Origin of the sequence: Pseudoduganella namucuonensis (assembly GCF_900116645.1) — a bacterium.
Lineage (GTDB): Bacteria > Pseudomonadota > Gammaproteobacteria > Burkholderiales > Burkholderiaceae_D > Rugamonas > Rugamonas namucuonensis.
This window is the reverse complement of the sequence record NZ_FPBO01000021.1, coordinates 116,081-138,552: the sequence shown is the minus strand read 5'-3', so window position 1 is coordinate 138,552 and position 22,472 is coordinate 116,081. Positions and strand designations below refer to the sequence as shown.

Here is a 22,472-nt window from a genome sequence, read left to right as displayed (position 1 = left end):
AGAACTTAGATGATGCCGGTGACGATGTTGACGTTGCCAACCACCGTAGCTTCGTGGTTCGCCGTTTCGCCGGTCACGTTCAGGGTGTGAACCTGAGCGAACGAACGAACGATGTCAGCACGGGTAGCGCCGCTGTTCAGCACGCCCAACCAGTAAGCCATACCAGCAGCTTCGCCGTCGCGGCCGAAGGTGTTGTTGTACAGGTTGTTGATGAAGGTCTCGTTGCTCAGCAGGTTGTTCACGCCGAACTCGGCCGAGGTCACGAAGGCGTCGGCGATTTGTTTCAGCGATGCGCCGCCGCGAGCCAGGTCGAACCAGTAGTCCAGACCGCCAGCATCGGCGGTGCGGCCGAAGGCTGCTTCGAACAGGGCGGTAACCGAGGCTTCCACCTTGTCTTTCGCGAACACCAGTGCATTGCCGTTGTCCAGTTGTACGTACTGGATTTTGGTAATGTCGGTTTTCACGCCGGTTGCGCTGTTGGTGATCACAGCGTGGCCGTCTTTGGTGGTGACCGCGAAGTTGTTCGCGTTGCCAGCCAGTTTGACCACGGCGTAGTCGCCGGCGCCGCCGGTGACGGTGCTGTCGCCCAGGCCCGCAACCACGGTGTCGACGCCATGGCCGGTGACAACGGTGCTGTCGCCGCTACCCAGGGTAACCTGGGTGTTTTTGCCGTCGGCGATGATGATGCTGTCGTTGCCGGAGGAGCCGACGATCACACGGTCCACAACGCCGGTTCCCGAAGGTACGGTGGCTGCGCCGTCGTCGTCCACGGTCACAATCACGCCGCCCTTGCCTTCGAAGATCAGCACTGGTGCGTTGACTGGTGGTTTGATGGTGGTTACGGCGGTGTCGGACGAATCGATCATCACGACTTCGGTGCCGGCGGCCACGGTCACGTTGCCGCTTGCGTCGGCGGTGACGGTCTGGATCGACACGTTGGTACCAGTTTTGGTGGCCAGCGTCAGAATGGTGTTCAGCGTTTCCGTGGTGAACACGGTTGGGTTAGCGGCCTGCAGGGCGCCAGTAACGGTACTGGTACTCTCTTCATACATAGTTGATACTCCTTAAAAGGGAACTGCGCAAACCAATCGATTCCCCACAACGCCAGACTGCGGCGCCGCGAGGGCGTGGAACGAGTTCTTACAAACGGTTGCTACTTCTTGTTACTTTTGTGACTGTGTTGCCTTGGTCTTGAACACCTTGGTACGGGAAGATTGTTCCCAAGGATTCTGTACATTCTGTTTCTGCGGCAGGGCGATCGCGGTGGTCAGGGTGACCGCCACCAGATGCTCCAGGCCGCTAGGGCCGCTCAACGGCAGGCCGGACGACACCGGCACGCTGAAGCCGCCCGAGAAATGCGCCATGCCTTTCAGTTCGAAGCGACGGGCGTTTTCGCCCACCAGGGTGAAGGTCACTTCGGTGATGCGGCGGGCTTCCCCCTTGCTGCCGCAGAACTGGCCGGTGGTGACGGTGGGCGTGGCGCCCAGGCCTTCCAGGGTCACGCTGTAGGCGAGGTCCACTTGCTGTGGATGATCCGGCCACATCACCTGGAAGCCTTCCAGGCGCAGGTTGGTCGACGGGTCACCCAGGTATTTGCCTTCGGGCGCCACAGCGTCGCCCACGCGTTCGATGTGGCCGATCAGGGTGAGGCCCTCTTCGCTGATCTGGATCGTGCGGCCGGCCGGCTGGGCTTTCGGAGCGGGCGCGGTGACTGCTGGCGCTTTCACCACAGGCGCGCTCACCACCGGGGCAGCCGCAGCGCCAGGCTCGTCCAGTCCGATCTTATCCACCCGCAGCGTTGGCGCCGGCGCGCCCGCATGCGGAAGGAAGGCGCTGACCAGCAATTCGGCCGGAGCGTCCTGCACGTGCATGACGATGCAATCACTGCCGTCGCGCAGCGTCGCGCCTTGCGTACCGGGGGTCCACAGGGCCTCGATGCGGCCGCAGTTCTCAGGCTTGCCGGGGGCGCGGGAAATGGTCAACGGCGCCAGGCCGCCTTTCGGGTAACGCAGGACATAGATTCCTGGTTGCAACACAACGACTGAATTTGTAATTTCCATGGGGTAGAGCCGGTTCTTTCGCTGACGTGCCTGGTTGCCTACAACCCGCCGAAACAAATAAGTTCTTCACTTAGTTTTTAAGCACGGACGGGTAGCGCTTATTTTAAATATGCTAATTGATTCTGAGCAAACTTCCCTGTGATGAATATCACAAAGCAAGATTTATTTACGTCAAAAACAACATTTTTTGTACCGATAGGCGATGGCGCATCGCAACAGACTGGCGGGATGCGCTCTGGGACGGGGTTGCGGGCAGGGGCATGGAGGAGGAAAAGTAGGGGTTGCACTTATTGTTGCACTGTAGCATGCCAAACGGCTAGTACGCAATTGCTTATTTTGAAACTCTCGTCGCCGCTTTTTTAAGCAATCCGGCGCATATATTCAACAGATGCGAATGCCCGCATTAACTTTTCATTCAACTTGTACGATGAGTTAATGCTGGGAAACCCCGAGTTGAGCGGCAAAACCCCGGCTGTTCCCCCGATGGCCGCCCCGTCCGGTTGGCGATAATGACGCCAGGCTAACCGGATCGGCGGCAGGAAAATGGCAGAAGAGAGCGAAAGCGAGAAGACAGAACCGGCGTCACAGAAGCGCCTCGAGCAGGCGCGTGAGGAAGGCGACGTTCCCCGATCGCGTGAAGTGGCGACCTTCACCGTGCTGATGACGGCCGGCGCCGGCCTGTGGATGACCGGTTCCGGCCTGGTGCGCGACCTGAGCTCGGCCATGGTGTCCGGCCTGTCGCTGCCGCCCGAGCAGATTTTCAACCCGGACGTGCTGATCACCCGCGTCGCCGTCGACATCGGCCGCGTGATGCTGGCCTGCCTGCCGCTGGCCGCCGCGATCATGCTGGTGGCGCTGGCCTCGCCGCTGCTGGTAGGCGGCTGGCTGTTCAGCGGCAAGGCCATCGGCCCCAACTTCATGAAGCTCAATCCCATCTCCGGCTTGGCCAACATGGTGTCCAAGAACGCGCTGGTCGAGCTGGTCAAGGCCATCGCCAAGACCATCGTGGTGGGTGCGGTGGCATGGCTGGTGGTGCTGCAACAGAAGGACGCGGTGATTGGCCTGATCAACGAGCCGCTGAAACTGGGCACCGTGCACCTGCTGGACATGCTGGGCGTGAGCTTCCTGTTCATCGTCGGCGCGCTGGGCTTCATCGCCGCCATCGACGCGCCCTACCAGCTGTGGCACTACGCCAACAAGCTGAAGATGACGCGCCAGGAGCTGATCCAGGAATCCAAGGAATCGGACGGCAATCCGCAAATCAAGGGCAAGATCCGCCAGCTGCAGCGCGAGATGGCCAAGCGCCGCATGATGGCCGACGTGCCGACCGCCGACGTGGTGGTGACCAACCCGACCCACTACGCGGTGGCGCTGAAATACGCCGACGGCTCGCGCGGCGCGCCCAAGGTGGTGGCCAAGGGCACGGACGAGGTGGCCGCGAAGATCCGCGAACTGGCCAAGGAGCACAAGGTCGCCATCCTGGAGGCGCCGGCGCTGGCCCGCGCGCTGCACAAGCACACCGACATCGGCGACGAGATCCCCGAGCGCCTGTACGCGGCGGTGGCCGAGGTGCTGGCCTATGTGTTCCAGATCCGCACCTTCAAGCCGGGCAACCGCTATCCGGACCGGCCGACCAAGCTGGAAGTGCCGGCCGATATGGACCCGCTGAACCCGGCGTCGCAGAAGAAACCAGACAACAATAACGGAGCAGCACGATGAACCCATTGGATCGCCTGAGAATGCCGCCCTGGCTGGCCGGCCGCGTCGACAGCCTGGGCATGAACCGGGCCGCCAGCAAGAGCCTGGCCGCGCCTATCCTGATCATCATGCTGCTGGCGATGATGGTGCTGCCGCTGCCGGCCTTCATCCTCGACCTGTTCTTCAGCTTCAACATCGCGCTGTCCATCATCGTGCTGCTGACCAGCCTGTACACGGTCAAGCCGCTGGACTTCATGGCCTTCCCGACCGTGCTGCTGGTGTCCACCATGTTGCGCCTGGCGCTGAACGTGGCCTCCACCCGCGTGGTGCTGACCGAGGGCCACACCGGCACCGCGGCGGCCGGCAAGGTGATCGAGGCCTTCGGCCACTTCCTTATCGGCGGCAACTACACGGTCGGTATCGTCGTGTTCATCATCCTCACCATCATCAACTTCACCGTGGTGACCAAGGGCGCGGGCCGTATCGCCGAGGTGGGCGCGCGCTTCGCCCTGGACGCGATGCCGGGTAAGCAGATGGCGATCGACGCCGACCTGAACGCCGGCCTGATCGGCGAGGCCGAGGCCCGCAAGCGCCGCAGCGAAGTGTCGATGGAGGCCGAGTTCTACGGCGCCATGGACGGCGCCTCCAAGTACGTGCGCGGCGACGCCATCGCCGGCATCCTGGTCACCGTCATCAACATCGTCGGCGGCCTGCTGGTCGGCCTGATCCAGCACGACATGGGCTTCGGCGAGGCGCTCAAGGTCTACACCCTGCTGGCCATCGGCGACGGCCTGGTGGCGCAGATCCCGTCGCTGGTGATCTCGATCGCGGCCGGTATCGTGGTCTCGCGCGTGGCCAGCGAGCAGGACATCGGCACCCAGGTCATCGGCCAGCTGTTCGCCAAGCCGCAGGTGCTCTATATCACCGGTGGCATCATCGGCGGCATGGGCCTGATCCCGGGCATGCCCAACCTGGTGTTCCTGCTACTGGCCGGCGTGCTGATCGGCTCCGGCTACCTGATGAGCAAGCGCGACCGCGCCGGTGGCGGCGCCACCCCCGCGCCCGGCACGCCCGCCGCCGAGGCGGCGGCCGCCAGCGCCGCGGCCGCCGCGACCGCGCCGCCGGAGCAGGAGGAGGCCAGCTGGCAGGACATCCTGCCGGTGGACACGCTGGGCCTGGAGGTGGGCTACCGCCTGATTCCGCTGGTGGACAAGACCCAGGGCGGCGAGCTGCTCAAGCGCATCAAGGGCATCCGCAAGAAGTTCGCGCAGGAGGTCGGCTTCCTGGCGCCGCCGGTGCACATCCGCGACAACCTGGAACTGAAACCCTCTGCCTACCGCATCGCGCTGAAAGGCGTGGAAGTGGGGGCGGGGGAGGCCTTCAACGGGCAGTTCCTGGCCATCAACCCCGGCATGGCCAGCGGCGCCTTGCCCGGCCTGGTGACCGAGGATCCCGCCTTCGGCCTGCCGGCCGTGTGGATCGACGCCGGCCTGCGCGACCAGGCACAGAACATGGGCTACACGGTGGTGGACGCCGGCACCGTGGTGGCCACCCACCTGAACCATTTGATCACCACGCACGCGTCCGAACTGCTGGGCCGCGCCGAGGTGCAGGCGCTGCTGGACCACCTGGGCAAGGAATCGCCCAAGCTGGTGGAGGACCTGGTGCCGAAGATGCTGTCGCTGTCGACCTTGCAGAAAGTGCTGCAGAACCTGTTGGCCGAGGGCGTGCACATCCGCGACATGCGCTCCATCATCGAGACGCTGGCCGAGCACACCGCGCACACGCAGGACCCGAACGAGCTGACCGCGCTGGTGCGCATCTCGCTGGGCCGCGCCATCGTGCAGCAACTGTTCCCCACCGGCGGCGAGCTGTCGGTGATGACCCTGGACAACCGCCTGGAGCGGCTGCTGATGCAGGCGCTGGCCGCCAGCGGTCCGGACGGCGCCGGCATCGAGCCGGGGCTGGCCGACACCATCGCGCAGCAGGCGCAGCAGGCCGCCGCGCAGCAGGAGGCGCTGGGCGTGACGCCGGTGCTGCTGGTGCCGGGGCCGCTGCGCACCTTGCTGTCGCGTTTCCTGCGCCGCGCGCTGCCGCAACTGAAGGTACTGTCGCACGCCGAGATCCCCGAGACCAAGACCATCCGCGTCACCGCCCTGGTCGGCGCGCAATAAGCAAGCGCCCAGGGCCATTTTTTCCGTGCGGGAAAAAGGGCCCAGGGCGAATATAGCCGCCACGTAATAAATCCGACCCGCTCAAGGGCTTCGGGCGTGGTTCGCCGCCGAAATTAGCCCTGGGCTCTTATTTCCGCATGGGAAAAAGAGCCCTGGGCTATTTTTCGCAGGGATGCCGCGGCTGCGACCCCGCAGCCATGCGCGTCGGAACTCCGCGCGCCGGCGCGCTGTCCAATCCTCACCCGCCGCGCCATCCTCGAAATGCGGCCCTTTTCCCTCCCTGTTCCATCGATCGTTTCCATGGTGCATCGCCGACAATGGCACTGTCGGATTATGTGTAAACAGGGGAATTGGCCATGAACGTTAAGAAATTTACTGCTCCCACGTCTCGCGAGGCGCTGCGCAAAGTGCGCGAGGCGCTGGGACCGGATGCCGTCATTTTGTCCAACCGTCCAACCGATGGCGAGGTCGAGATCCTCGCGCTGGCCAACGACGACGCCGCTTCGCTGGCCTCGCCCGCGCCGGACTCGCCCATGGCCCAGCCCCGTCCCTACCTGGATTTGCCCGAATCCCAGCCCTACATGGCGACCATGAGCCCGATCGCGGCGGCCCCGGCCGCCCCGCGCCCGCAGCAGGCCTACGCCCCCCCCGCCGCCCAGCGCCCGGCCCAGGCCCAGGCCCAGGCCCAGGCCTACGACGCGCCCCGGGACCAGGCGCCCCGTTCGGCGTCGCCGGCCCACCACGCGCCGGCCCCGGCCCGCCAGCCCGCCCCGACGGCGCCGTCGCTGGACATGGAACGCATCTCCGCCATGGTGGCCGACGCCGTCAACAGCGCCAAGGCCAACGCGGCCGCCGAGATGAGCGGCATGATGAATGAGATCCGCGCCATGCGCGGCATGATGGAAACCCAGCTGGCCGAGCTGTCCTGGGGCTCCACCCAGCAGCGCGAGCCGCAAAAGGCGGCCGTGCTGCGCGAAATGCTGGCGGCCGGCTTCTCGGCCAGCCTGGCGCGCTACCTGATCGAAAAACTGCCGGCCGGCCGCGACGCCGCCGACAGTCTGCGCTGGATCAAGACCGTGCTGACCCGCAACCTGTCGGCCATCGCCAACGAGGACGCGCTGATCGAGCAGGGCGGGGTGTTCGCCCTGGTCGGCCCCACCGGCGTCGGCAAGACCACCAGCACCGCCAAGCTGGCGGCGCGCTGCGTGATGCGCCACGGCCCGGAAAAGCTGGCGCTGATCACCACCGACGCCTACCGTATCGGCGCCCACGAGCAGTTGCGCATCTACGGCAAGATCCTGGGCGTGATGGTGCATTCGGTGAAGGACGAGGCCGACCTGCGCATCGCCCTGAAGGAGTTGCGCAACAAGCACACGGTGCTGATCGACACGGTCGGCGTCAGCCAGCGCGACCACATGGTGGCCGAGCAGGTCGCCATGCTGCAGGGCGCGGACACCAATGTGCAGCGCCTGCTGTGCCTGAATTCCACCTCGACCCAGGAAACCCTGAACGAGGTGGTGCGCGCCTACCAGGGCAGCGGCCTGGCCGGCTGCATCATGACCAAGCTGGACGAGGCCGCCTCCATCGGCAACGTGCTGGACGTGGTGATCCGCCAGAAACTGAACATGTTTTACGTCTCCAGCGGCCAGCGCGTGCCGGAAGACCTGCACCTGGCCGACCCGGCCGCGCTGATCGAGCGCGCCTTCCGCCTCAAGCGCGACGCCGTCGGCACCCAGTACCACGACAGCGAGCTGCCGCTGGTGATGGCCGGCGCCAACATCGACAACGCGCTGCGCGAGGTGCATTTTGGCTAACTTCAATTTCGACCAGGCCGAAGGCCTGCGCCGGATGCTGGCGGGGCCGCAGCCGCGCATCGTCACCTTCCTTTCCGCCACCCCGCAGGACGACAAGGGTTGCATGCTGGTCAACCTGGGCGCCTCGCTGGCGCGCGCCGGCAACGACGTGCTGCTGGTGGACGCCTGCGCCAGCGCGCACGGCGTGGCCTCCCGCCTGGGCGTGGACAACGGCGCCAGCCTGCTGGAGGTGGCGCGCCAGCAATGCGGCCTGAACCAGGTGATCTACCAGGTGCCGCAGGGTTTCGGTGTGGTATCGATGACACGCGGCGTGGCCCGCACCGGCCCGGACGAGACGCGCCGCCTGGCCAAGGCCTTCGACGTGCTGGCCAAGCAGTCCGGCATGCTGATCGTGGACGGCGAATACGACGGCGAGGCTTTCCCGGTGCCGGTGATGGCCAGTTCCGAGATCGTGGTGCAGGTGTCCAACAGCGCCACCTCGATCACCAACGCCTACTCGATGATCAAGCGCCTGAGCCAGGAACTGGGCCGCCGGCCGTTCGGAATCCTGGTAACGGGCGCATCCGAGGCCGAAGCCAGGTTGGTTTACGATAATATGGCGCAAGCGGCAAGTCGTTACCTGGCCGTCAACCTGGTTTCGATGGGATCGGTACCCGCCGACGAGTATCTGCATCGCGCCGCGCGCCTGGGGCGCGCGGTGGTGGACGCGTTTCCTCTGGCGGGCGCTTCGGTCGCATTCCGGCAACTGGCGGGGCGGCTTGCCCTGGCCGGCGCGCCCAACTTCCGCACGGGGAGCAGCAACCATTTTAGCGCCTAACAACAACTAGAATTTATGTACACGGTAAAAGGCAAAGCGGACAAAGATACGCTGCTGACGGAACACATGCCGTTGGTAAAGCGTCTCGCCCACCACATGAAGGCCAAATTACCGCCCAGCGTGGAAGTGGATGACCTGGTGCAGGCCGGCATGATCGGCCTGCTGGACGCCATCAACCGCTATGAAGAAACCCACGGCGCGCAGTTCGAGACCTACGCCGTGATGCGCATCCGCGGCGCCATGCTCGACGAGCTGCGCAGCAGCGACTGGATGCCGCGCAGCATGCGGCAAGACATGCGCAAGATCGAAACCGCGATGGCCACGCTGCAGCAGCGCCTGGGCCGTCCGCCCAGCGAGTCCGAGGTGGCCAAGTCGCTCAAGCTGTCCTTGGCGGACTACCAGGAAATGCTGTCCGAGGGCGGCGGCCACCAGCTGGTCTACTACGAGGACTTCCACGACGACGACGGCAACGACAGCTTCCTCGACCGCTACCACCACGACGAGGACGCCGACCCGCTGCGCGCGCTGCTCGACACCGACTTCCGCCACGCCGTGATCGACGCCATCGACGGCCTGCCGCCGCGCGAGAAGATGCTGATGGGCTTGTACTACGAGGAAGAACTGAACCTGAAGGAAATCGGCGCCGTCATGGGCGTGTCCGAATCTCGCGTGTCGCAGTTGCACACGCAGGCCGTGGCGCGTTTGCGCGCGGCGTTGAGGGAGCAGGCATGGACTGGGCCAGCGTAGCCGGCGTGTTGCTGGGCCTGGCCGGGGTGCTGGTCGGGCAGGGCCTGGAAGGCGGCAAGCTCAGCTCCCTGTTGCAGCCGGCCGCCTTCGCCATCGTCGTGATCGGCACGCTGGGCGCCGTGCTGCTGCAGACGCGCATGCCCACCTTCCTGCGCGGCGTGCGCATGCTGCGCTGGATCTTCGCCCCGCCGCCGGATTCGCGCGCCACGCTGGCGCGCGAGATCACCGCCTGGAACACCGCCGCCAAGCGCGACGGCCACCTGTCGCTGGAGCGCTTCATGCTGTCGTCCAAGGACAAGTTCAACGCCAAGGGCCTGCGCCTGATCGTCGACGGCATCAACCCCGACAAGCTGCGCCAGCTGCTGGACACCGAGATCACCGCCTACGAGACGGCGGAGCGGCAAGCCGTGCGGATCTGGGAATCGGCGGCCGGCTACTCGCCCACCATCGGCATCCTGGGCGCCGTGCTGGGCCTGATCCAGGTGATGGAAAACCTGGCCGACCCGAGCAAGCTGGGGCCCGGCATCGCCATCGCCTTCGTCTCCACGATCTACGGCGTGGGGCTGGCCAACCTGTTCTTCTACCCGATCGCCAACAAGCTCAAGGCCATCGTCACGCAGCACGTGCACCAGCAGGAAATCGCCGCCGCCGTGTTCCACGACATCGCGACGGGCGACCACAGCCGCGTGATCGACGAGCGCATCGCCACCCTGCTGCGCGAGCACTGACATGCAGCGCCGCGCCCGCAGGAAGTTCGACGACGAGCCGGAAAACCACGAACGCTGGCTGATCTCGTATTCCGACTTCATCACCTTGCTGTTCGCGTTCTTCGTCGTCATGTATGCGATCTCGTCCGTCAACATCGGCAAATACAAGGTGTTCTCGGACGCGCTGGGCGACGCCTTCGGCGGCCAGGGCTCGGCCACGCCGGTCAACACGCAGGTGCTGAACCTGCCGATACCCAATCCCGCCCTCAAGCGGCGCACCGAGCTGATGCGTAAGGAAAAGGAGCAGATGACCAAGCTGGCGCAGGATTTGCTGTCCACCATGGCGCCGCTGGTGAAGGAAGGCAAGGTGCGGGTGACGCAGAACTCGCGCGGCGTCAGCGTCGAGATCAACGCCAGCGTGCTGTTCGACCCGGGGCTGGCCAAGCTCACCGCCGAGTCGCGCGAGGCATTGGTGGCCGTGGCGGGGCTGCTGAAGACCGACACGCACAACGTGCAAGTCGAGGGCCACACCGACAACGTCCCCATCAGCAACACCTACTTCCCATCGAACTGGGAGCTGTCGGCGGCCAGGGCCGGCGCCGTGGTGCGGCTGTTCATCGACGCCGGCATGGCGCCGTCGCGGCTGTCGGCGGTCGGCCACGCGGACAACATCCCGGTCGCCCCGAACGACCAGCCCGAAAGCCGCGCCCGCAACCGCCGGGTGGCGGTGACCATCCTGTCCGGCATCCCCGATCCGGCGACCGAAGTGCCGACGACATCCCCCGCGCCCGCACCGCCTCCCTAATAAATCGGCAGTATTTTCCTCCCGGAAGCCGCGTCAGCAACGTTTTGGGGTCAGCCCCCCCAAGCGGCGTCAACAATGGATGCCCGAAGTTTGTTGCTGCATAGAAGCGGCGTCAACAGCGCGTGGGGTCTGACCCCAAAGCGGCGTCAACCGTGGGGAGGGCAGTGGTGCCGTGGTTTCAGCCGGCGACGAAGCCGCGGCGCAGGGTGGTGCTGGTGGTTTGGCCGCTGGGGCCGTAGACGTTGCTTTGAACTTGCGGACGCAGCGCTTGCAGCGCGCCCTGGGTGTGGCTCAGGTGTTTGTTGATCAGCATGCCGTTCAGGCGGTTCAGTTCCTTGGCCTCGTGCGTCTGCGTCAGCACTTGCTGCCAGAACGCGAGCGCGTCCGGATCGCCGCTGGCGGCCAGCCAGGCTTCCATGCCCGCTTCCTCCGCCTTGAAACCCGCCGCGCCCAAGGCGCTGTGGCGCTGGCTGGCCAGGACGGCCATGTCGTTCACCAGGGTGGACTTTTGCGGCGTCAGCGCCGTCAGTCCGTCGATATCGGCCGCCAGCAGAAACTGCTGTTCCTGTTTCAGCACCGCGATCAGGGCGGTGATGACGCGCTGTTCTTCGCGCAGGCTGGACATCGGCGATACCGTTTGCATGACTTAGCTACCTTTTACGTGAGTGCAGCAAATCCTTGACTGTTTCCAGCAAGCCATCCGCCACTTTTTCCGAATTGACCTGGAACTTGCCACCGGCGATGGCTTCCTTGATGCGGTCGACTTTTTGCGCGTCGAACACGGAGTTGCTGCCGCTGGCGCCGCTGGCCGCCATGGCCTGGCCTTGGGAGGACAGGCGCACGTTGTCGGTCGGAACCGGCGCGGTGTTCGCTTTTTCGGCACTGCGCGCGTTGCCGGCCGTCGCGGGCGACGTCGGCAATCCGGGCGTGCCTTTGAGTGTATCGTTGATTTTCACAGCATTATCCTCGTCTGGTTGGAGCGTAAACTCCGGGATCTGAGTCATTAACGGCGCCGAATGATGAAACTTTAGCTTGCCGTAATGCAATTACCGATCCAGCCCAGCCTCCGCTAGCAGAACGCATCATTAAAACCACCGGCAGATACCGGGGTCAGACCCGATGGGTCTGACCCCAGGTTTCGGCTCAGGTTTTTAAAACGCCACCTCCACCAGTCCGCCCGCTTTCGCCACGCCGCTGACTTGCTGTCCACCGGCGGTGCGCACCTGCACCATCTGTCCCTCCGACGCCGTCCCCACCGCGCGCGCCTCGGAGGACACGCGGAACCCGGCGCCGCTCGACACCACCCGCACCAGCTGGCCCGATTGCACCACCGGCTTGCTGCGCAGCGTGTCGATCCGCATCGGCGTGCCCGCCGCCAGTGACGAATTGCTGCTGCGGCCCACGATCTGGCCGATGTCGGTGGCTATTCCCGCCGGCAATGTTGTCAGATCGCCCTTGACCATCACCAGCTGGCTGGCCTCGATGGCCTGGCCCTGGGCCAGCGGCACCGCGCTGGCGACGTACTCCGCCTGCACCGACACCTTGGCTTGAATATACACCGTCCATACGGAAGGGGCCGCACAGCGCACTCCCACCGTGGTCTTGCCCCAGGCGCGCGCGCCGGGCATCAGGAAGGCCTGCGGCTGGGGGCAGGAGGCCAGCGACATGCGCTGGTCAATGGGGCCGACATCGACGCTGACCTGGCCGGGCAGGCCGATGATTTGCGTCTGCAGGAATTGCTCCACGGTCTGGCGGATCGCGCCCAGGTCCTGGCGGGCCGGGGCGGCTTGTTGCGCCATGGCGCTGGACGCCAGCAATAACAGCAAGGGGAATATTGGCAGTTTCATAGCGGGACCTCTTCGAATGTAGCCATGATAGGTCGCCGCCGCGCCAGCCAAGCTTGGAATAGGGCGGGAAAGTGCGGGCTTATCGTTCGATCGAATGCCCGGCCCGGTCCGTATGATCGAATCTGTCATCAGCGGAATTTGAACGGAGTTTGCGATGTTGGGGAAACTGGACGATTACCTGCGCTTCAACGAGACGGCCTTGAGCCTGCGCTCGCAGCGCCAGACCGTGCTGGCGTCTAACATCGCCAACGCGGACACGCCTAATTACAAAGCGCGCGATTTCGACTTCGCCAACGCCCTGCAGGGCGCCATGTCGCGCACCGGCCCGCAGCAGGCGCTGAAGACCACGGCGCAGCGGCATTTCCCCAACCCCCAGCAAGCAGGCGATGTGCTGCCGGACGGCACGCCGCTGGCGTACCGCGGCACCGTGCAGGGCGCGGTCGACGGCAACACGGTGGACATGGATGTCGAGCGCAACCAGTTCGCCGACAACGCGCTGCGCTACGAGGCGGGCATCACGCTGATCAACTCCCAGATCAAGGGACTGATGGCGGCCATACAGGGAGGTCAATAATCATGTCGCTGTTTAATATCTTCAACGTGTCCGGTTCGGCCATGAGCGCGCAGGCGCAGCGCCTGAACGTGGTGGCCAGCAACCTGGCCAACGCGGACAGCACCACCTCCGCCAGCGGCGAGGCCTACCGCGCCAAGCAGGTGGTGTTCGAGGCGCAGCCCTCGCAGAGCAACGGCGCGGCCACCAGCGTGAAGGTGCAGCGCGTGATCGAGGATCCGTCGCCGCTCAAGCAGGTGTACGACCCCAAGCATCCGAACGCGGACGACAAGGGCTACGTCAGCATGCCGAACGTGAACGTGGTGGACGAGATGGTGAACATGCTGTCGGCCTCGCGCTCCTACCAGACCAACGTGGAAACCATGAACGCGGCGAAAACGCTGCTGATTAAAACCTTGAGCATCGGCCAATAAGAGAGAACAAGATGAGTGTCACTTCCACCACCAAGGCCCCGGTATCGGACGCGCTGCTGAACGCGGTCAACCCCAAGGCCAAGACCGCCACCGATTCCGTCGACGCCGACAAGGACAAGTTCATGACGCTGCTGATCACGCAGCTGAAGAATCAGGACCCGATGAATCCGCTGGACAACGCCCAGGTCACCAGCCAGTTGGCGCAGCTGTCCACCGTGACGGGCGTGAACAAATTGAACACGACGCTGGAGTCGCTGAAGGCGAGCTACCAGTCGTCCGAGAACCTGCAAGCGACCGGCATGATCAACCATGGCGTGCTAAGCGCGGGCAAGAACATCGCGCTGAGCGAGGGCAAGGCCATCTACGGCGTGGACCTGGCGACGGCGGCCGATAGCGTGGACATCAACATCTTCAGCCCGGCGGGCAAGCTGGTGAAGACCGTCAGCCTGGGCGCGTCGGAAGCCGGTACAGCCGCGCTGGCGTGGGACGGCAAGATGGCCGACGGCACCACCGCGCCGGACGGCAACTACAGCTTCACCGTGGCCGCCAAGCGCGGCGCAGAGACTTTGAAAGACGCGACCGCGCTGACCTTCGGCGTGGTGGCCAGCGTGTCCACCGGCACGGCCGGCGTGAAACTGAACGTACCGACCGTGGGCCAGCTGACGATGGCCGATATCAAACAAATTCTGTAACCCACCTTACTGCATAGGGGATACCATGTTCCAACAAGGACTCAGCGGCCTGAACGCCGCGGCAAAATCGCTCGACGTGATCGGCAACAACATCGCCAACGCGAGCACGGTGGGTTTCAAAGGATCGCAGGCGCAATTCGCGGACTTGTACGCGAACTCGCTGAACGGCGTCAGCGGCAACAACGCCGGTATCGGCGTGTCCGTGTCGCGCCTGGCGCAGCAGTTCACTCAGGGTAACATCGAGACCACCAACAACCCGCTGGACATCTCGATCAACGGTGGCGGTTTCTTCCGCACGGTGACGCAGAGCGGCGCGGTGCAGTACTCGCGCAACGGCCAATTCCAGCTGGACAAGGATGGTACGGTCATCAACGCGCAGGGCCAGAAGCTGACTGGTTACCTCTCCACCGAGGACGGCGTGATTTTGCAAGGCGCCGCGGCGCCCATCGTCATCGATTCATCCGACCTGGTGCCGGTCGCCACCACCAAGGCCAATCTGGAGCTGAACCTGGATTCTCGCAGCCTGGTGCCGGAACGGGTGCCATTCGATGCGCTGGACCCGCTGACCTACAACAAGCAGACGGTGCTGGACGTGTTCGACAGCCTGGGCAATCCGCACGTGCTTTCCACTTACTATGTGAAGACCAACGCTAATACGTGGGACGTGTATGCGGGTAGCGACGGGGTGGAGATTGTTGCGGCGGGCGTCGCCGCAGTGGTGAATACTGATCCGGCGGTTGCGCAGGCGAGGGCCGATTACCAAACCGCCGTGGCGACGCTGGATCCTGCGCAGATCGCTCTCGCGAATACCGCTTACTCCGCTGTCGCGGGTAACGCGATGGTTACCGCGTTGTCGGCAATCCCAGGTGTGACTCAGGCGCAGATAGATGATTTGACGGCGAAGTTCACCGCGCCGACCGACGTAGGCGCCATCGTGGGCACCAATCCTGACGAGATCAACAGGGCGTTGGCCGCTGCGATCTCAGCGCCTCCGACCAAGGTTGGCACGCTGATATTTGACCAGCAGGGTGCGATCAATACGACAGCCATGGCCGAACTCGAGGCGGCCACCGGCATTCCCAACTCGCTGCCGTTCACAATCAGTCTGCCAATATTTCCAGCCACAGGCGGTGTCGAGCCGCTGGTGATCCAAGCAAACTTCACTGGCACCACGCAGTACGGTATCGCGACCAGTGAAAAAGCGTCGACGCAGGACGGCTACTCGTCCGGCACGCTGGAGCGCTTCGCGGCTGGCGCTGACGGTGTCATCACCGGCCAGTACAGTAACGGCAAATCCCGTCCGCTGGCGCAGATCGTGCTGGCTAACTTCACCAATGTGGATGGCCTGACGCCGCTGGGCGGCAATGCCTGGGCGGAAAGCGCCGCCTCGGGCGTGCCGCAGATCGGCGCGCCGAACACCGGCAGCCTGGGCCAGTTGCGTTCCTCGTCCGTGGAATCGTCCAACGTCGACCTGACGGCCGAGCTGGTCAACATGATCACCGCGCAGCGCGTCTACCAGGCCAACGCGCAGACCATCAAGACCCAGGACTCGGTGCTGCAAACCCTGGTCAACCTGCGTTAATGAGCTAAAGCGGCGCGCCCCGGCGCGCCGCGACGGACACTGGAACCGCTATGGACCGACTCGTCTACACCGCCATGACTGGCGCCAGGCACATCCTGGAACAGCAGGCCACCACGTCGAACAACCTCGCCAACGTCGCCACCACCGGCTTCCGCGCGCAGATCGACGCCTTCCGCGCGGTGCCGGTGCAGTCCGACGGCCTGCCCACCCGCACCTACGTGGTCGATTCGACCGTGGGCGCGGATTTCCGCTCGGGCGCGATCCAGACCACCGGCCGCGCGCTGGACGTGGCGGTGCGCGGCAACGGCTGGCTCGCGGTGCAGTCGGCCGACGGCTCGGAGGCCTACACCCGCAACGGCAGCCTGAAGGTCAGCGAAAACGGCCTGCTGCAAACCAGCGGCGGCCAGACCGTGCAGGGCGAGGGTGGCCCGATCGCCATTCCGCCGGACAGCGAGATCGCCATCGCCGGCGACGGCACGGTCAGCGTCATCAGCACCGCGCAGGCGCAGCCGGGGCCGGCCAATGTGCTGGGCCGCATCCGCCTGGTCAACCCGGACACGCGCGGCCTGGAGCGCGGCTCGGACGGCCTGTTCCGCCAGAAGTCCGGCCTGCCGGCCGATCCCGATCCGGCCGTGCAACTGGTGTCCGGCGCCGTGGAGGGCAGCAACGTCAACGCGGTGGACGCCATGGTCAACATGATCTCCCTGGGGCGCCAGTTCGAAACCCAGATGAGCCTTTTGAAGAATGCCGAGAATAACGCTGCGAAAGCCACCCAGATCCTCGCTTTGACTTAAGGCCTCCCCCCGCATAATGGTTACGTGGACTAATGCCTGGCTGCCACGGCCGACGAGGGAGAACGCAAATGATACGATCGCTGTGGATAGCCAAGACCGGCATGGAGGCGCAGCAGACGCAGATGGACACGGTTGCCAACAACCTGGCCAACGTCAGCACCAACGGCTTCAAGAAGTCGCGCGCCGTGTTCGAGGACTTGCTGTATCAGAACGTGCGGCAGCCCGGCGCCCAATCTTCCCAGCAGACGCAGCTGCCCTCGGGCATGCAGGTCGGCACCGGCGTGCGCCCGGTCGCCATCGAGCGCATCTTCACGCAGGGCAATCCCCAGGCCACCGGCAACGATAAAGACCTGATGGTCAACGGCAACGGCTTCTTCAACGTGCTGCTGCCGGACGGCACCACCGCCTACACCCGCGACGGCTCCTTCCAGCGCGACAGCAACGGCCAGATGGTCACCTCCAGCGGCTTCGTGCTGCAGCCGGCCATCACCATCCCCATCAACGCGCAAAGCATCACCGTGGGCCGCGACGGCACCGTGTCCGTCACCTTGCCGGGGCAGGCGGCCGCGCAGCAGATCGGCAGCATCCAGCTGTCCACCTTCATCAACCCCACCGGCCTGGAATCCAAGGGCGAGAACCTGTACCTGGAAACCGGCGCCTCCGGCGCGGCGCAGAACAACACGCCCGGCACCAACGGCACCGGCGTGATCCTGCAGGGTTACGTGGAAACGTCGAACGTGAACGTGGTGGAGGAGATGGTGAACATGATCCAGACCCAGCGCGCCTACGAAATCAACAGCAAGGCCATCACCACGTCGGACCAGATGCTGGCGAAACTGGCCCAGCTTTAAAGCGAGCTTGCCATGAAATCCCTGATTCTTGTTACCGCGGTGCTGGCGCTGGCTGGCTGCGGCACCGTTCCCACCACCATCGTGCAGCAGCCGACCACGGCGCGTCCGCTGTCGCCGGCGCAAATGCCGGCGCCCAGCAACGGCGCCATCTTCCAGGCGCAGCTGTACCGTCCCCATTTCGAGGACCGCCGCGCGCGCCAGGTGGGCGACGTGATCAACATCGTCATCACCGAGCGCACCTCGGCGGTGAAGGCGGGCACCAGCTCCGGCAACAAGACCGGCAGCGTGAACTTCGGCATCCCCGGCCCGCTGCAAGGCAAGCTGGGCACAAACGTGGCCACCAGCGCCGAGAACACCTATGGCGACGCGGACAACCAGTCGGCCAGCAACACCTTCACCGGCACCATGGGCGCCACCGTGATGGAGGTGCTGCCCAACGGTAACCTGATCGTGGTGGGCGAGAAGCAGGTGGCCATGAACAAGGGCACCGAGTTCATCCGTTTCTCCGGCATGGTCAACCCGGACACCATCGGCGCCGGCAACAGCGTGCTGTCGACGGCCGTGGCGGACGCGCGCGTGGAATACCGCACCAACAGCCAGATCGACCGGGCGGAGATGAATTCCATGGTCTCGCGCTTCTTCCTCAGCCTGCTGCCTTTCTGATCATGAAATTGAACCTGACCCCTTTTTCCGGCAGGCGGCTGCTGGGTGCGCTGGCGCTGGGCGTTTTGCCGCTGCTGGTGGCGCCGGCGGCGCACGCCGAGCGCATCAAGGACCTGGCTAGCATCGCCGGCGTGCGCCAGAATCAGCTGATGGGCTATGGCCTCGTCATCGGCCTGGATGGCACCGGCGACCAGACCACCCAAACCCCGTTCACGGTGCAGACCGTGGCCTCCATGCTGCAGCAGATGGGCATCACCTTGCCGGCCGCCTCCAGCCTGCAGCTGAAAAACGTGGCAGCCGTGATGGTGACCACCTCGCTGCCGGCCTTCGCCCAGCCGGGCCAGTTGCTGGACGTGACGGTGTCTTCGATGGGCAACGCGAAAAGCCTGCGCGGCGGCACTTTGCTGATGACGCCGCTGAAGGGCGCCGACGGCCAGGTCTACGGCATGGCGCAGGGCAATGTGCTGGTGGGCGGCGTGGGCGCGCAGGCCGGCGGCAGCTCGGTGGTGGTCAACCACCTGAGCGTGGGCCGCATCTCCGGCGGCGCCACCGTCGAGCGCGCGGTGGCCAGCGCGCTGGGCGAGAACAACATGATCCGCCTGGAACTGAAGGAAACCGACTTCGCCACCGCCAGCCGCGTGGTGGAGGCCATCAACGAGAAATACGGCTCCGGCATCGCCTACGCGCTCGACGGCCGCGTGATCCGCGTGCAGGCGCCATCCAGCAGCGACCAGCGCGTGAGCTTCATCGGCACGCTGGAAAGCCTGCAGGTGAATCCGGCCGAGCAGGCCGCCAAGGTGATCATGAACGCCCGCACCGGCTCGGTGGTGATGAACCGTTCCGTCACGCTGGAAACCTGCGCGATTTCGCACGGCAACCTGTCGGTGTCGGTCAGCGCCGATCCGCAGGTGAGCCAGCCGAACGCGCTGTCCGGCGGCCAGACCGTGGTCACGCAAAACAGCCAGATCGACATCAAGAAGGACAGCGGCAAGGTGATGATGGTCAACGGCGGCGCCTCGCTGGCCGACGTGGTCAAGGCCTTGAACGCCATCGGCGCCTCGCCGCAGGACTTGCTGGCCATCCTGCAGGCGATGAAGAGCGCGGGCGCGCTGCGCGCCGAGCTGGAAATCATTTAAGGCGCCGCCATGATACGCCAGAGCCCTTCACCCACCGACCTGTCCGCCAACCTGGCCACCGATGTCAAAGGCATGGGCGCGCTGCGCCAGCAGGCCAAGGAAGGCGCGCCCGAGGCGCTGAAGGGCGCGGCCACGCAGTTCGAGGCCATGTTCCTGAACATGATGATGAAGAGCATGCGCGACGCCACGCCGCAAGAGGGCATGTTCGACAACGAGCAGACCAAGATGTTCACCACCATGCTGGACCAGCAGACCAGCCAGAACATGGCCAAGAAGGGCGTGGGACTGGCGGACGTGCTGGTGCGGCAGTTGTCCCAGGTGCAGAACGCGCAGGCGCTGGCGCCGGGGCAGGGCATGCCGGGGCTGTCGGCACAGGCCGGGATGGCGGCGGCGAAACTGCAGCGCGCCATCGAAGCGTCCGGCGGCGCCGGGGCGGCTGGTTCGGCCAACGCCGCCGACGCCGCGAGCAAGGGCTCGAAGGCGCCCCACGTGCGCGCCTTCCAGGACAAGCTCGCCGACCACGCCGAGGAGGCCAGCCGCGCCACCGGCATCCCGGCCAAGTTCATGCTGGGCCAGGCAGCGCTGGAAAGCGGCTGGGGCCGGCGCGAGATCAAGGGCCGGGACGGCAGCAACAGCCACAACCTGTTCGGCATCAAGGCCGGGCCGGAGTGGAAGGGCAAGGTGGTGGAGGCCGTCACCACCGAATATGTGAACGGCAAGGCGCAGACCCGCGTGGAGCGCTTCCGCGCCTACGCCAGCTATGCGGACAGCTTCAAGGATTACGGCAAGCTGATCACCAATAACCCGCGTTATGAAAAAGTCATGGCGCACGCCGGCGACGCGACCAAGTTCGCGCAGGGCTTGCAGCGCGCGGGCTATGCCACCGATCCGAATTACGCGGCCAAGCTGTCCAGCATCATCAAGCGCTCGCTGGGATAGTTGGCTTCACACCGGGGACGGACCCATCGCGCCACCAGCCTCCGCAAGGGCATGGGACCCGGATCGCGGGTCTGTCCCCAGGTTTGCGCACACTATTGCAGTAGGGAAACTCAAGTTTTATCGGCTTCTGCCGTAGACTACTCAGATCAAGCGGAAAGCTAAACACCATCATGAGCATCCTTGGCGTAGGTAAATCAGGTTTATTGGCGGCACAGGTGGGCCTGGCGACCACGGGGCACAACATCGCCAACGCCAATGTGGAAGGCTATCACCGCCAGGTGGTTATCCAGGGCAACTCCCTGCCCGAGGCCAGCGGCGGCTATTTCGTCGGCACCGGCACCGAGGTGGTCACCATCCAGCGCCAGTACGACGACTTCCTCAGCAAGCAATTGCTGGGCGCGGAGGCGCGCGCGGCCGAGCAGAACGGCTATTACTCCCAGATCAGCCAGGTCGACAACCTGCTGGCCGACTCCACCTCCGGCCTGTCGCCGGCGCTGCAGGACTTCTTCAAGGGCGTGCAGGACGCCGCCTCCAATCCCGCCACCGACGCCTCGCGCAGCGCCATGCTGTCCACCGCCAACACCCTGTCGGCGCGTTTCCAGACCATGAGCGACCGCCTGAGCGAGATCGGCGAGGGCGTCAACGCGCAGATCAAGACCACGGTGGCCGAGGTCAATTCCTTCGCCGCCCAGATCGGCAAGCTGAACAACGATATCGCCGGCTTGTCGAGCGACACCTCGGCCATGCCCAACGATTTGATGGACCAGCGCGACCACCTGATCACCGAGCTGAACAAGCTGGTCAAGGTCACGGTGGCGGACGGCGCCAACAGCACGCTGACGGTGTCGATCGGCTCCGGCCAGCCGCTGGTGATCGGCAACCGCAACTTCGAGCTGGCCACCGGCACCTCGCTGACCGACGTCAGCCGCATCACCATCGGCTACAAGGCGGGCGACAAGGTGTCGGAGCTGCCGGAAAGCGCGCTGCAGGGCGGCGGCGCCCTGGGCGGGCTGCTGTCGTTCCGCAGCGGCGCGCTGGACGAGGCGCAGAACAAGCTGGGCCAGGTGGCGGCCGGGCTGGCGGCCAGTTTCAACGCCCAGCACGCGCTGGGCCAGGACCGCAACGGCGCCATGGGCGGCCAGTTCTTCGAGGACGTCAAGGCCTATGTCGGCATGGACGCGCGCAACTCCTCGCTGAGCACCGCCACCATCACCGGCGTGGTCAAGGACGCCACCGCGCTCACCACCAGCAATTACGACCTGAACTACGACGGCGCGAATTTCGTGCTGACGCGCCAGTCCGACGGCCAGAGCACGGTCATCAACCCGTTCCCGCAGACCGAGCCGCAGATGATCGACGGCGTCGAGTACTCGATCACCGGCACGCCGCAGACGGGCGACCACTTCGAGATCCGCCCCACCTTCGCGGCCGCGTCCGGCTTCAACGTGGCGCTGAGCGACGTGTCGAAAATCGCCCTGGCCGCGCCCATCAGCACCAACACGCCGCTGAGCAACACCGGCAACGGCAAGATCAGCGTGGGCAGCGTCGACGACGCCTACCTGGACCCGGCCAACACGCTCAACGGCACCGTCACGCTGACCTATGACAAGGACACCGGCACGCTGTCCGGCTTCCCGGCCGCGCAGGACGTGGTGGTCACCGGCGTCGACGGCACGTCGACCACGTATCCGGCCGGCACCGCCACCATTCCGTACGCGGAGGGCGACAAGTTCAACTTCGGCGGCATCAACGTCGCCATCACCGGCACGCCGGGCGACAACGACACCTTCAGCATCACCGGTCCCAACGCCGGCGGCACCAAGGACAACCGCAACGGCGCGCTGCTGGCCGACCTGCAGTCGAAGAACATCCTGAACGGCGGGCAGACCACGTTCCAGAGCTCGTACGCGTCGATGGTCAACTTCGTCGGCAACAAGGCGCGCGAGGCGCAGATCGGCGGCCTGGCCGCGGACGCCGCCGCCACCCAGGCCAAGAACGCCCACGAGAGCGTGGTCGGCGTCAACCTCGACGAGGAAGCCGCCAACCTGCTGCGCTACCAGCAAGCCTACCAGGCGGCCGGCAAAATGATGCAGATCGCCAGCCAGCTGTTCGATGTGCTGGTGTCGCTGGGCCGTTAAGCGCCCGGCTAAGGAATAAGGAAG

Annotated in this window: 22 protein-coding genes; 17 read left to right on the top strand and 5 right to left on the bottom strand. The window is 65.2% G+C overall.

Annotated features, from left to right (window positions below; translation table 11 throughout):
* Positions 1 to 5: 5 nt before the first annotated feature.
* Positions 6 to 1,052, bottom strand: coding sequence for a DUF4214 domain-containing protein (locus BM436_RS21240; protein WP_093557529.1), 1,047 nt, complete (start codon positions 1,050 to 1,052; stop codon positions 6 to 8).
* Between the two features lie 111 nt (positions 1,053 to 1,163).
* The gene (locus BM436_RS21235; protein ID WP_143133257.1) at positions 1,164 to 2,060 is read right to left on the bottom strand and encodes a hypothetical protein; all 897 of its coding nucleotides are present in this window, start codon (positions 2,058 to 2,060) and stop codon (positions 1,164 to 1,166) included.
* Positions 2,061 to 2,603: 543 nt separating this feature from the next.
* On the opposite strand from BM436_RS21235, the gene flhB reads away from it, so the two are divergent.
* From flhB to motD, 7 genes are all read left to right on the top strand, one after another.
* Positions 2,604 to 3,779: a flagellar biosynthesis protein FlhB gene (gene flhB, locus BM436_RS21230; protein ID WP_093557527.1), complete on the top strand. Its 1,176-nt coding sequence runs from the start codon at positions 2,604 to 2,606 to the stop codon at positions 3,777 to 3,779.
* The gene (flhA, locus tag BM436_RS21225; RefSeq protein ID WP_093557526.1) at positions 3,776 to 5,932 is read left to right on the top strand and encodes a flagellar biosynthesis protein FlhA; all 2,157 of its coding nucleotides are present in this window, start codon (positions 3,776 to 3,778) and stop codon (positions 5,930 to 5,932) included. Before flhB ends, flhA begins: the two co-directional genes overlap by 4 nt.
* A gap of 356 nt (positions 5,933 to 6,288) precedes the next feature.
* The gene (gene flhF, locus BM436_RS21220) at positions 6,289 to 7,746 is read left to right on the top strand and encodes a flagellar biosynthesis GTPase FlhF (protein ID WP_093557525.1); all 1,458 of its coding nucleotides are present in this window, start codon (positions 6,289 to 6,291) and stop codon (positions 7,744 to 7,746) included.
* Positions 7,739 to 8,563 carry a MinD/ParA family ATP-binding protein gene (locus BM436_RS21215; RefSeq protein ID WP_093557524.1) on the top strand — a complete coding sequence of 275 codons (825 nt, stop codon included), beginning with the start codon at positions 7,739 to 7,741 and terminating at the stop codon, positions 8,561 to 8,563. The genes flhF and BM436_RS21215 overlap by 8 nt, the downstream gene beginning before the upstream one ends.
* A gap of 15 nt (positions 8,564 to 8,578) precedes the next feature.
* Positions 8,579 to 9,310, top strand: a complete 732-nt coding sequence (locus tag BM436_RS21210) for an RNA polymerase sigma factor FliA (RefSeq protein WP_093557523.1) — start codon at positions 8,579 to 8,581, stop codon at positions 9,308 to 9,310.
* Positions 9,292 to 10,038, top strand: a complete 747-nt coding sequence (locus BM436_RS21205; protein ID WP_093557522.1) for a flagellar motor protein — start codon at positions 9,292 to 9,294, stop codon at positions 10,036 to 10,038. Before BM436_RS21210 ends, BM436_RS21205 begins: the two co-directional genes overlap by 19 nt.
* Position 10,039: 1 nt before the next feature.
* Positions 10,040 to 10,822, top strand: a complete 783-nt coding sequence (motD, locus tag BM436_RS21200) for a flagellar motor protein MotD (RefSeq protein WP_093557521.1) — start codon at positions 10,040 to 10,042, stop codon at positions 10,820 to 10,822.
* A gap of 178 nt (positions 10,823 to 11,000) precedes the next feature.
* Here motD and BM436_RS21195 read toward each other — a convergent pair whose 3' ends face one another.
* From BM436_RS21195 to flgA, 3 genes are all read right to left on the bottom strand, one after another.
* Positions 11,001 to 11,465 carry a flagella synthesis protein FlgN gene (locus tag BM436_RS21195; protein ID WP_093557520.1) on the bottom strand — a complete coding sequence of 155 codons (465 nt, stop codon included), beginning with the start codon at positions 11,463 to 11,465 and terminating at the stop codon, positions 11,001 to 11,003.
* A 7-nt stretch (positions 11,466 to 11,472) separates the two neighbouring features.
* Positions 11,473 to 11,778, bottom strand: a complete 306-nt coding sequence (gene flgM, locus BM436_RS21190; RefSeq protein WP_093557519.1) for a flagellar biosynthesis anti-sigma factor FlgM — start codon at positions 11,776 to 11,778, stop codon at positions 11,473 to 11,475.
* A gap of 195 nt (positions 11,779 to 11,973) precedes the next feature.
* A complete protein-coding gene (gene flgA / locus BM436_RS21185; protein ID WP_093557518.1) occupies positions 11,974 to 12,669 on the bottom strand; it encodes a flagellar basal body P-ring formation chaperone FlgA in 696 nt (231 codons plus the stop codon).
* A 154-nt stretch (positions 12,670 to 12,823) separates the two neighbouring features.
* On the opposite strand from flgA, the gene flgB reads away from it, so the two are divergent.
* From flgB to flgK, 10 genes are all read left to right on the top strand, one after another.
* Positions 12,824 to 13,243, top strand: coding sequence for a flagellar basal body rod protein FlgB (gene flgB / locus BM436_RS21180; RefSeq protein WP_093557517.1), 420 nt, complete (start codon positions 12,824 to 12,826; stop codon positions 13,241 to 13,243).
* 2 nt (positions 13,244 to 13,245) lie between these two features.
* Positions 13,246 to 13,653 (top strand): flagellar basal body rod protein FlgC, encoded by a 408-nt coding sequence (gene flgC, locus BM436_RS21175; protein ID WP_093557516.1) that lies wholly within the window; start codon positions 13,246 to 13,248, stop codon positions 13,651 to 13,653.
* 11 nt (positions 13,654 to 13,664) lie between these two features.
* Positions 13,665 to 14,345, top strand: coding sequence for a flagellar hook assembly protein FlgD (locus BM436_RS21170; RefSeq protein WP_093557515.1), 681 nt, complete (start codon positions 13,665 to 13,667; stop codon positions 14,343 to 14,345).
* Between the two features lie 25 nt (positions 14,346 to 14,370).
* Positions 14,371 to 15,927 (top strand): flagellar hook-basal body complex protein, encoded by a 1,557-nt coding sequence (locus tag BM436_RS21165; protein WP_093557514.1) that lies wholly within the window; start codon positions 14,371 to 14,373, stop codon positions 15,925 to 15,927.
* Between the two features lie 50 nt (positions 15,928 to 15,977).
* Positions 15,978 to 16,721 (top strand): flagellar basal-body rod protein FlgF, encoded by a 744-nt coding sequence (flgF, locus tag BM436_RS21160; protein WP_093557513.1) that lies wholly within the window; start codon positions 15,978 to 15,980, stop codon positions 16,719 to 16,721.
* Between the two features lie 68 nt (positions 16,722 to 16,789).
* The gene (gene flgG / locus BM436_RS21155) at positions 16,790 to 17,572 is read left to right on the top strand and encodes a flagellar basal-body rod protein FlgG (protein ID WP_093557512.1); all 783 of its coding nucleotides are present in this window, start codon (positions 16,790 to 16,792) and stop codon (positions 17,570 to 17,572) included.
* A gap of 12 nt (positions 17,573 to 17,584) precedes the next feature.
* A complete protein-coding gene (locus BM436_RS21150; protein ID WP_093557511.1) occupies positions 17,585 to 18,235 on the top strand; it encodes a flagellar basal body L-ring protein FlgH in 651 nt (216 codons plus the stop codon).
* A 2-nt stretch (positions 18,236 to 18,237) separates the two neighbouring features.
* Positions 18,238 to 19,371, top strand: a complete 1,134-nt coding sequence (locus BM436_RS21145; RefSeq protein ID WP_093557510.1) for a flagellar basal body P-ring protein FlgI — start codon at positions 18,238 to 18,240, stop codon at positions 19,369 to 19,371.
* A gap of 9 nt (positions 19,372 to 19,380) precedes the next feature.
* Positions 19,381 to 20,310: a flagellar assembly peptidoglycan hydrolase FlgJ gene (flgJ, locus tag BM436_RS21140; protein ID WP_093557509.1), complete on the top strand. Its 930-nt coding sequence runs from the start codon at positions 19,381 to 19,383 to the stop codon at positions 20,308 to 20,310.
* Between the two features lie 170 nt (positions 20,311 to 20,480).
* Positions 20,481 to 22,448 (top strand): flagellar hook-associated protein FlgK, encoded by a 1,968-nt coding sequence (flgK, locus tag BM436_RS21135; RefSeq protein WP_093557508.1) that lies wholly within the window; start codon positions 20,481 to 20,483, stop codon positions 22,446 to 22,448.
* The last annotated feature ends 24 nt before the right edge of the window (positions 22,449 to 22,472 follow it).

Bases quoted from the DNA above. Each gene is read 5' to 3' on its own strand.
- BM436_RS21240 (WP_093557529.1), bottom strand. From the start codon at position 1,052: ATGTATGAAGAGAGTACCAGTACCGTTACTGGCGCCCTGCAGGCCGCT.
- BM436_RS21235 (WP_143133257.1), bottom strand. From the start codon at position 2,060: ATGGAAATTACAAATTCAGTCGTTGTGTTGCAACCAGGAATCTATGTC.
- flhB (WP_093557527.1), top strand. From the start codon at position 2,604: ATGGCAGAAGAGAGCGAAAGCGAGAAGACAGAACCGGCGTCACAGAAG.
- flhA (WP_093557526.1), top strand. From the start codon at position 3,776: ATGAACCCATTGGATCGCCTGAGAATGCCGCCCTGGCTGGCCGGCCGC.
- flhF (WP_093557525.1), top strand. From the start codon at position 6,289: ATGAACGTTAAGAAATTTACTGCTCCCACGTCTCGCGAGGCGCTGCGC.
- BM436_RS21210 (WP_093557523.1), top strand. From the start codon at position 8,579: ATGTACACGGTAAAAGGCAAAGCGGACAAAGATACGCTGCTGACGGAA.
- BM436_RS21205 (WP_093557522.1), top strand. From the start codon at position 9,292: ATGGACTGGGCCAGCGTAGCCGGCGTGTTGCTGGGCCTGGCCGGGGTG.
- motD (WP_093557521.1), top strand. From the start codon at position 10,040: ATGCAGCGCCGCGCCCGCAGGAAGTTCGACGACGAGCCGGAAAACCAC.
- BM436_RS21195 (WP_093557520.1), bottom strand. From the start codon at position 11,465: ATGCAAACGGTATCGCCGATGTCCAGCCTGCGCGAAGAACAGCGCGTC.
- flgA (WP_093557518.1), bottom strand. From the start codon at position 12,669: ATGAAACTGCCAATATTCCCCTTGCTGTTATTGCTGGCGTCCAGCGCC.
- flgB (WP_093557517.1), top strand. From the start codon at position 12,824: ATGTTGGGGAAACTGGACGATTACCTGCGCTTCAACGAGACGGCCTTG.
- flgC (WP_093557516.1), top strand. From the start codon at position 13,246: ATGTCGCTGTTTAATATCTTCAACGTGTCCGGTTCGGCCATGAGCGCG.
- BM436_RS21170 (WP_093557515.1), top strand. From the start codon at position 13,665: ATGAGTGTCACTTCCACCACCAAGGCCCCGGTATCGGACGCGCTGCTG.
- BM436_RS21165 (WP_093557514.1), top strand. From the start codon at position 14,371: ATGTTCCAACAAGGACTCAGCGGCCTGAACGCCGCGGCAAAATCGCTC.
- flgF (WP_093557513.1), top strand. From the start codon at position 15,978: ATGGACCGACTCGTCTACACCGCCATGACTGGCGCCAGGCACATCCTG.
- flgG (WP_093557512.1), top strand. From the start codon at position 16,790: ATGATACGATCGCTGTGGATAGCCAAGACCGGCATGGAGGCGCAGCAG.
- BM436_RS21150 (WP_093557511.1), top strand. From the start codon at position 17,585: ATGAAATCCCTGATTCTTGTTACCGCGGTGCTGGCGCTGGCTGGCTGC.
- BM436_RS21145 (WP_093557510.1), top strand. From the start codon at position 18,238: ATGAAATTGAACCTGACCCCTTTTTCCGGCAGGCGGCTGCTGGGTGCG.
- flgJ (WP_093557509.1), top strand. From the start codon at position 19,381: ATGATACGCCAGAGCCCTTCACCCACCGACCTGTCCGCCAACCTGGCC.
- flgK (WP_093557508.1), top strand. From the start codon at position 20,481: ATGAGCATCCTTGGCGTAGGTAAATCAGGTTTATTGGCGGCACAGGTG.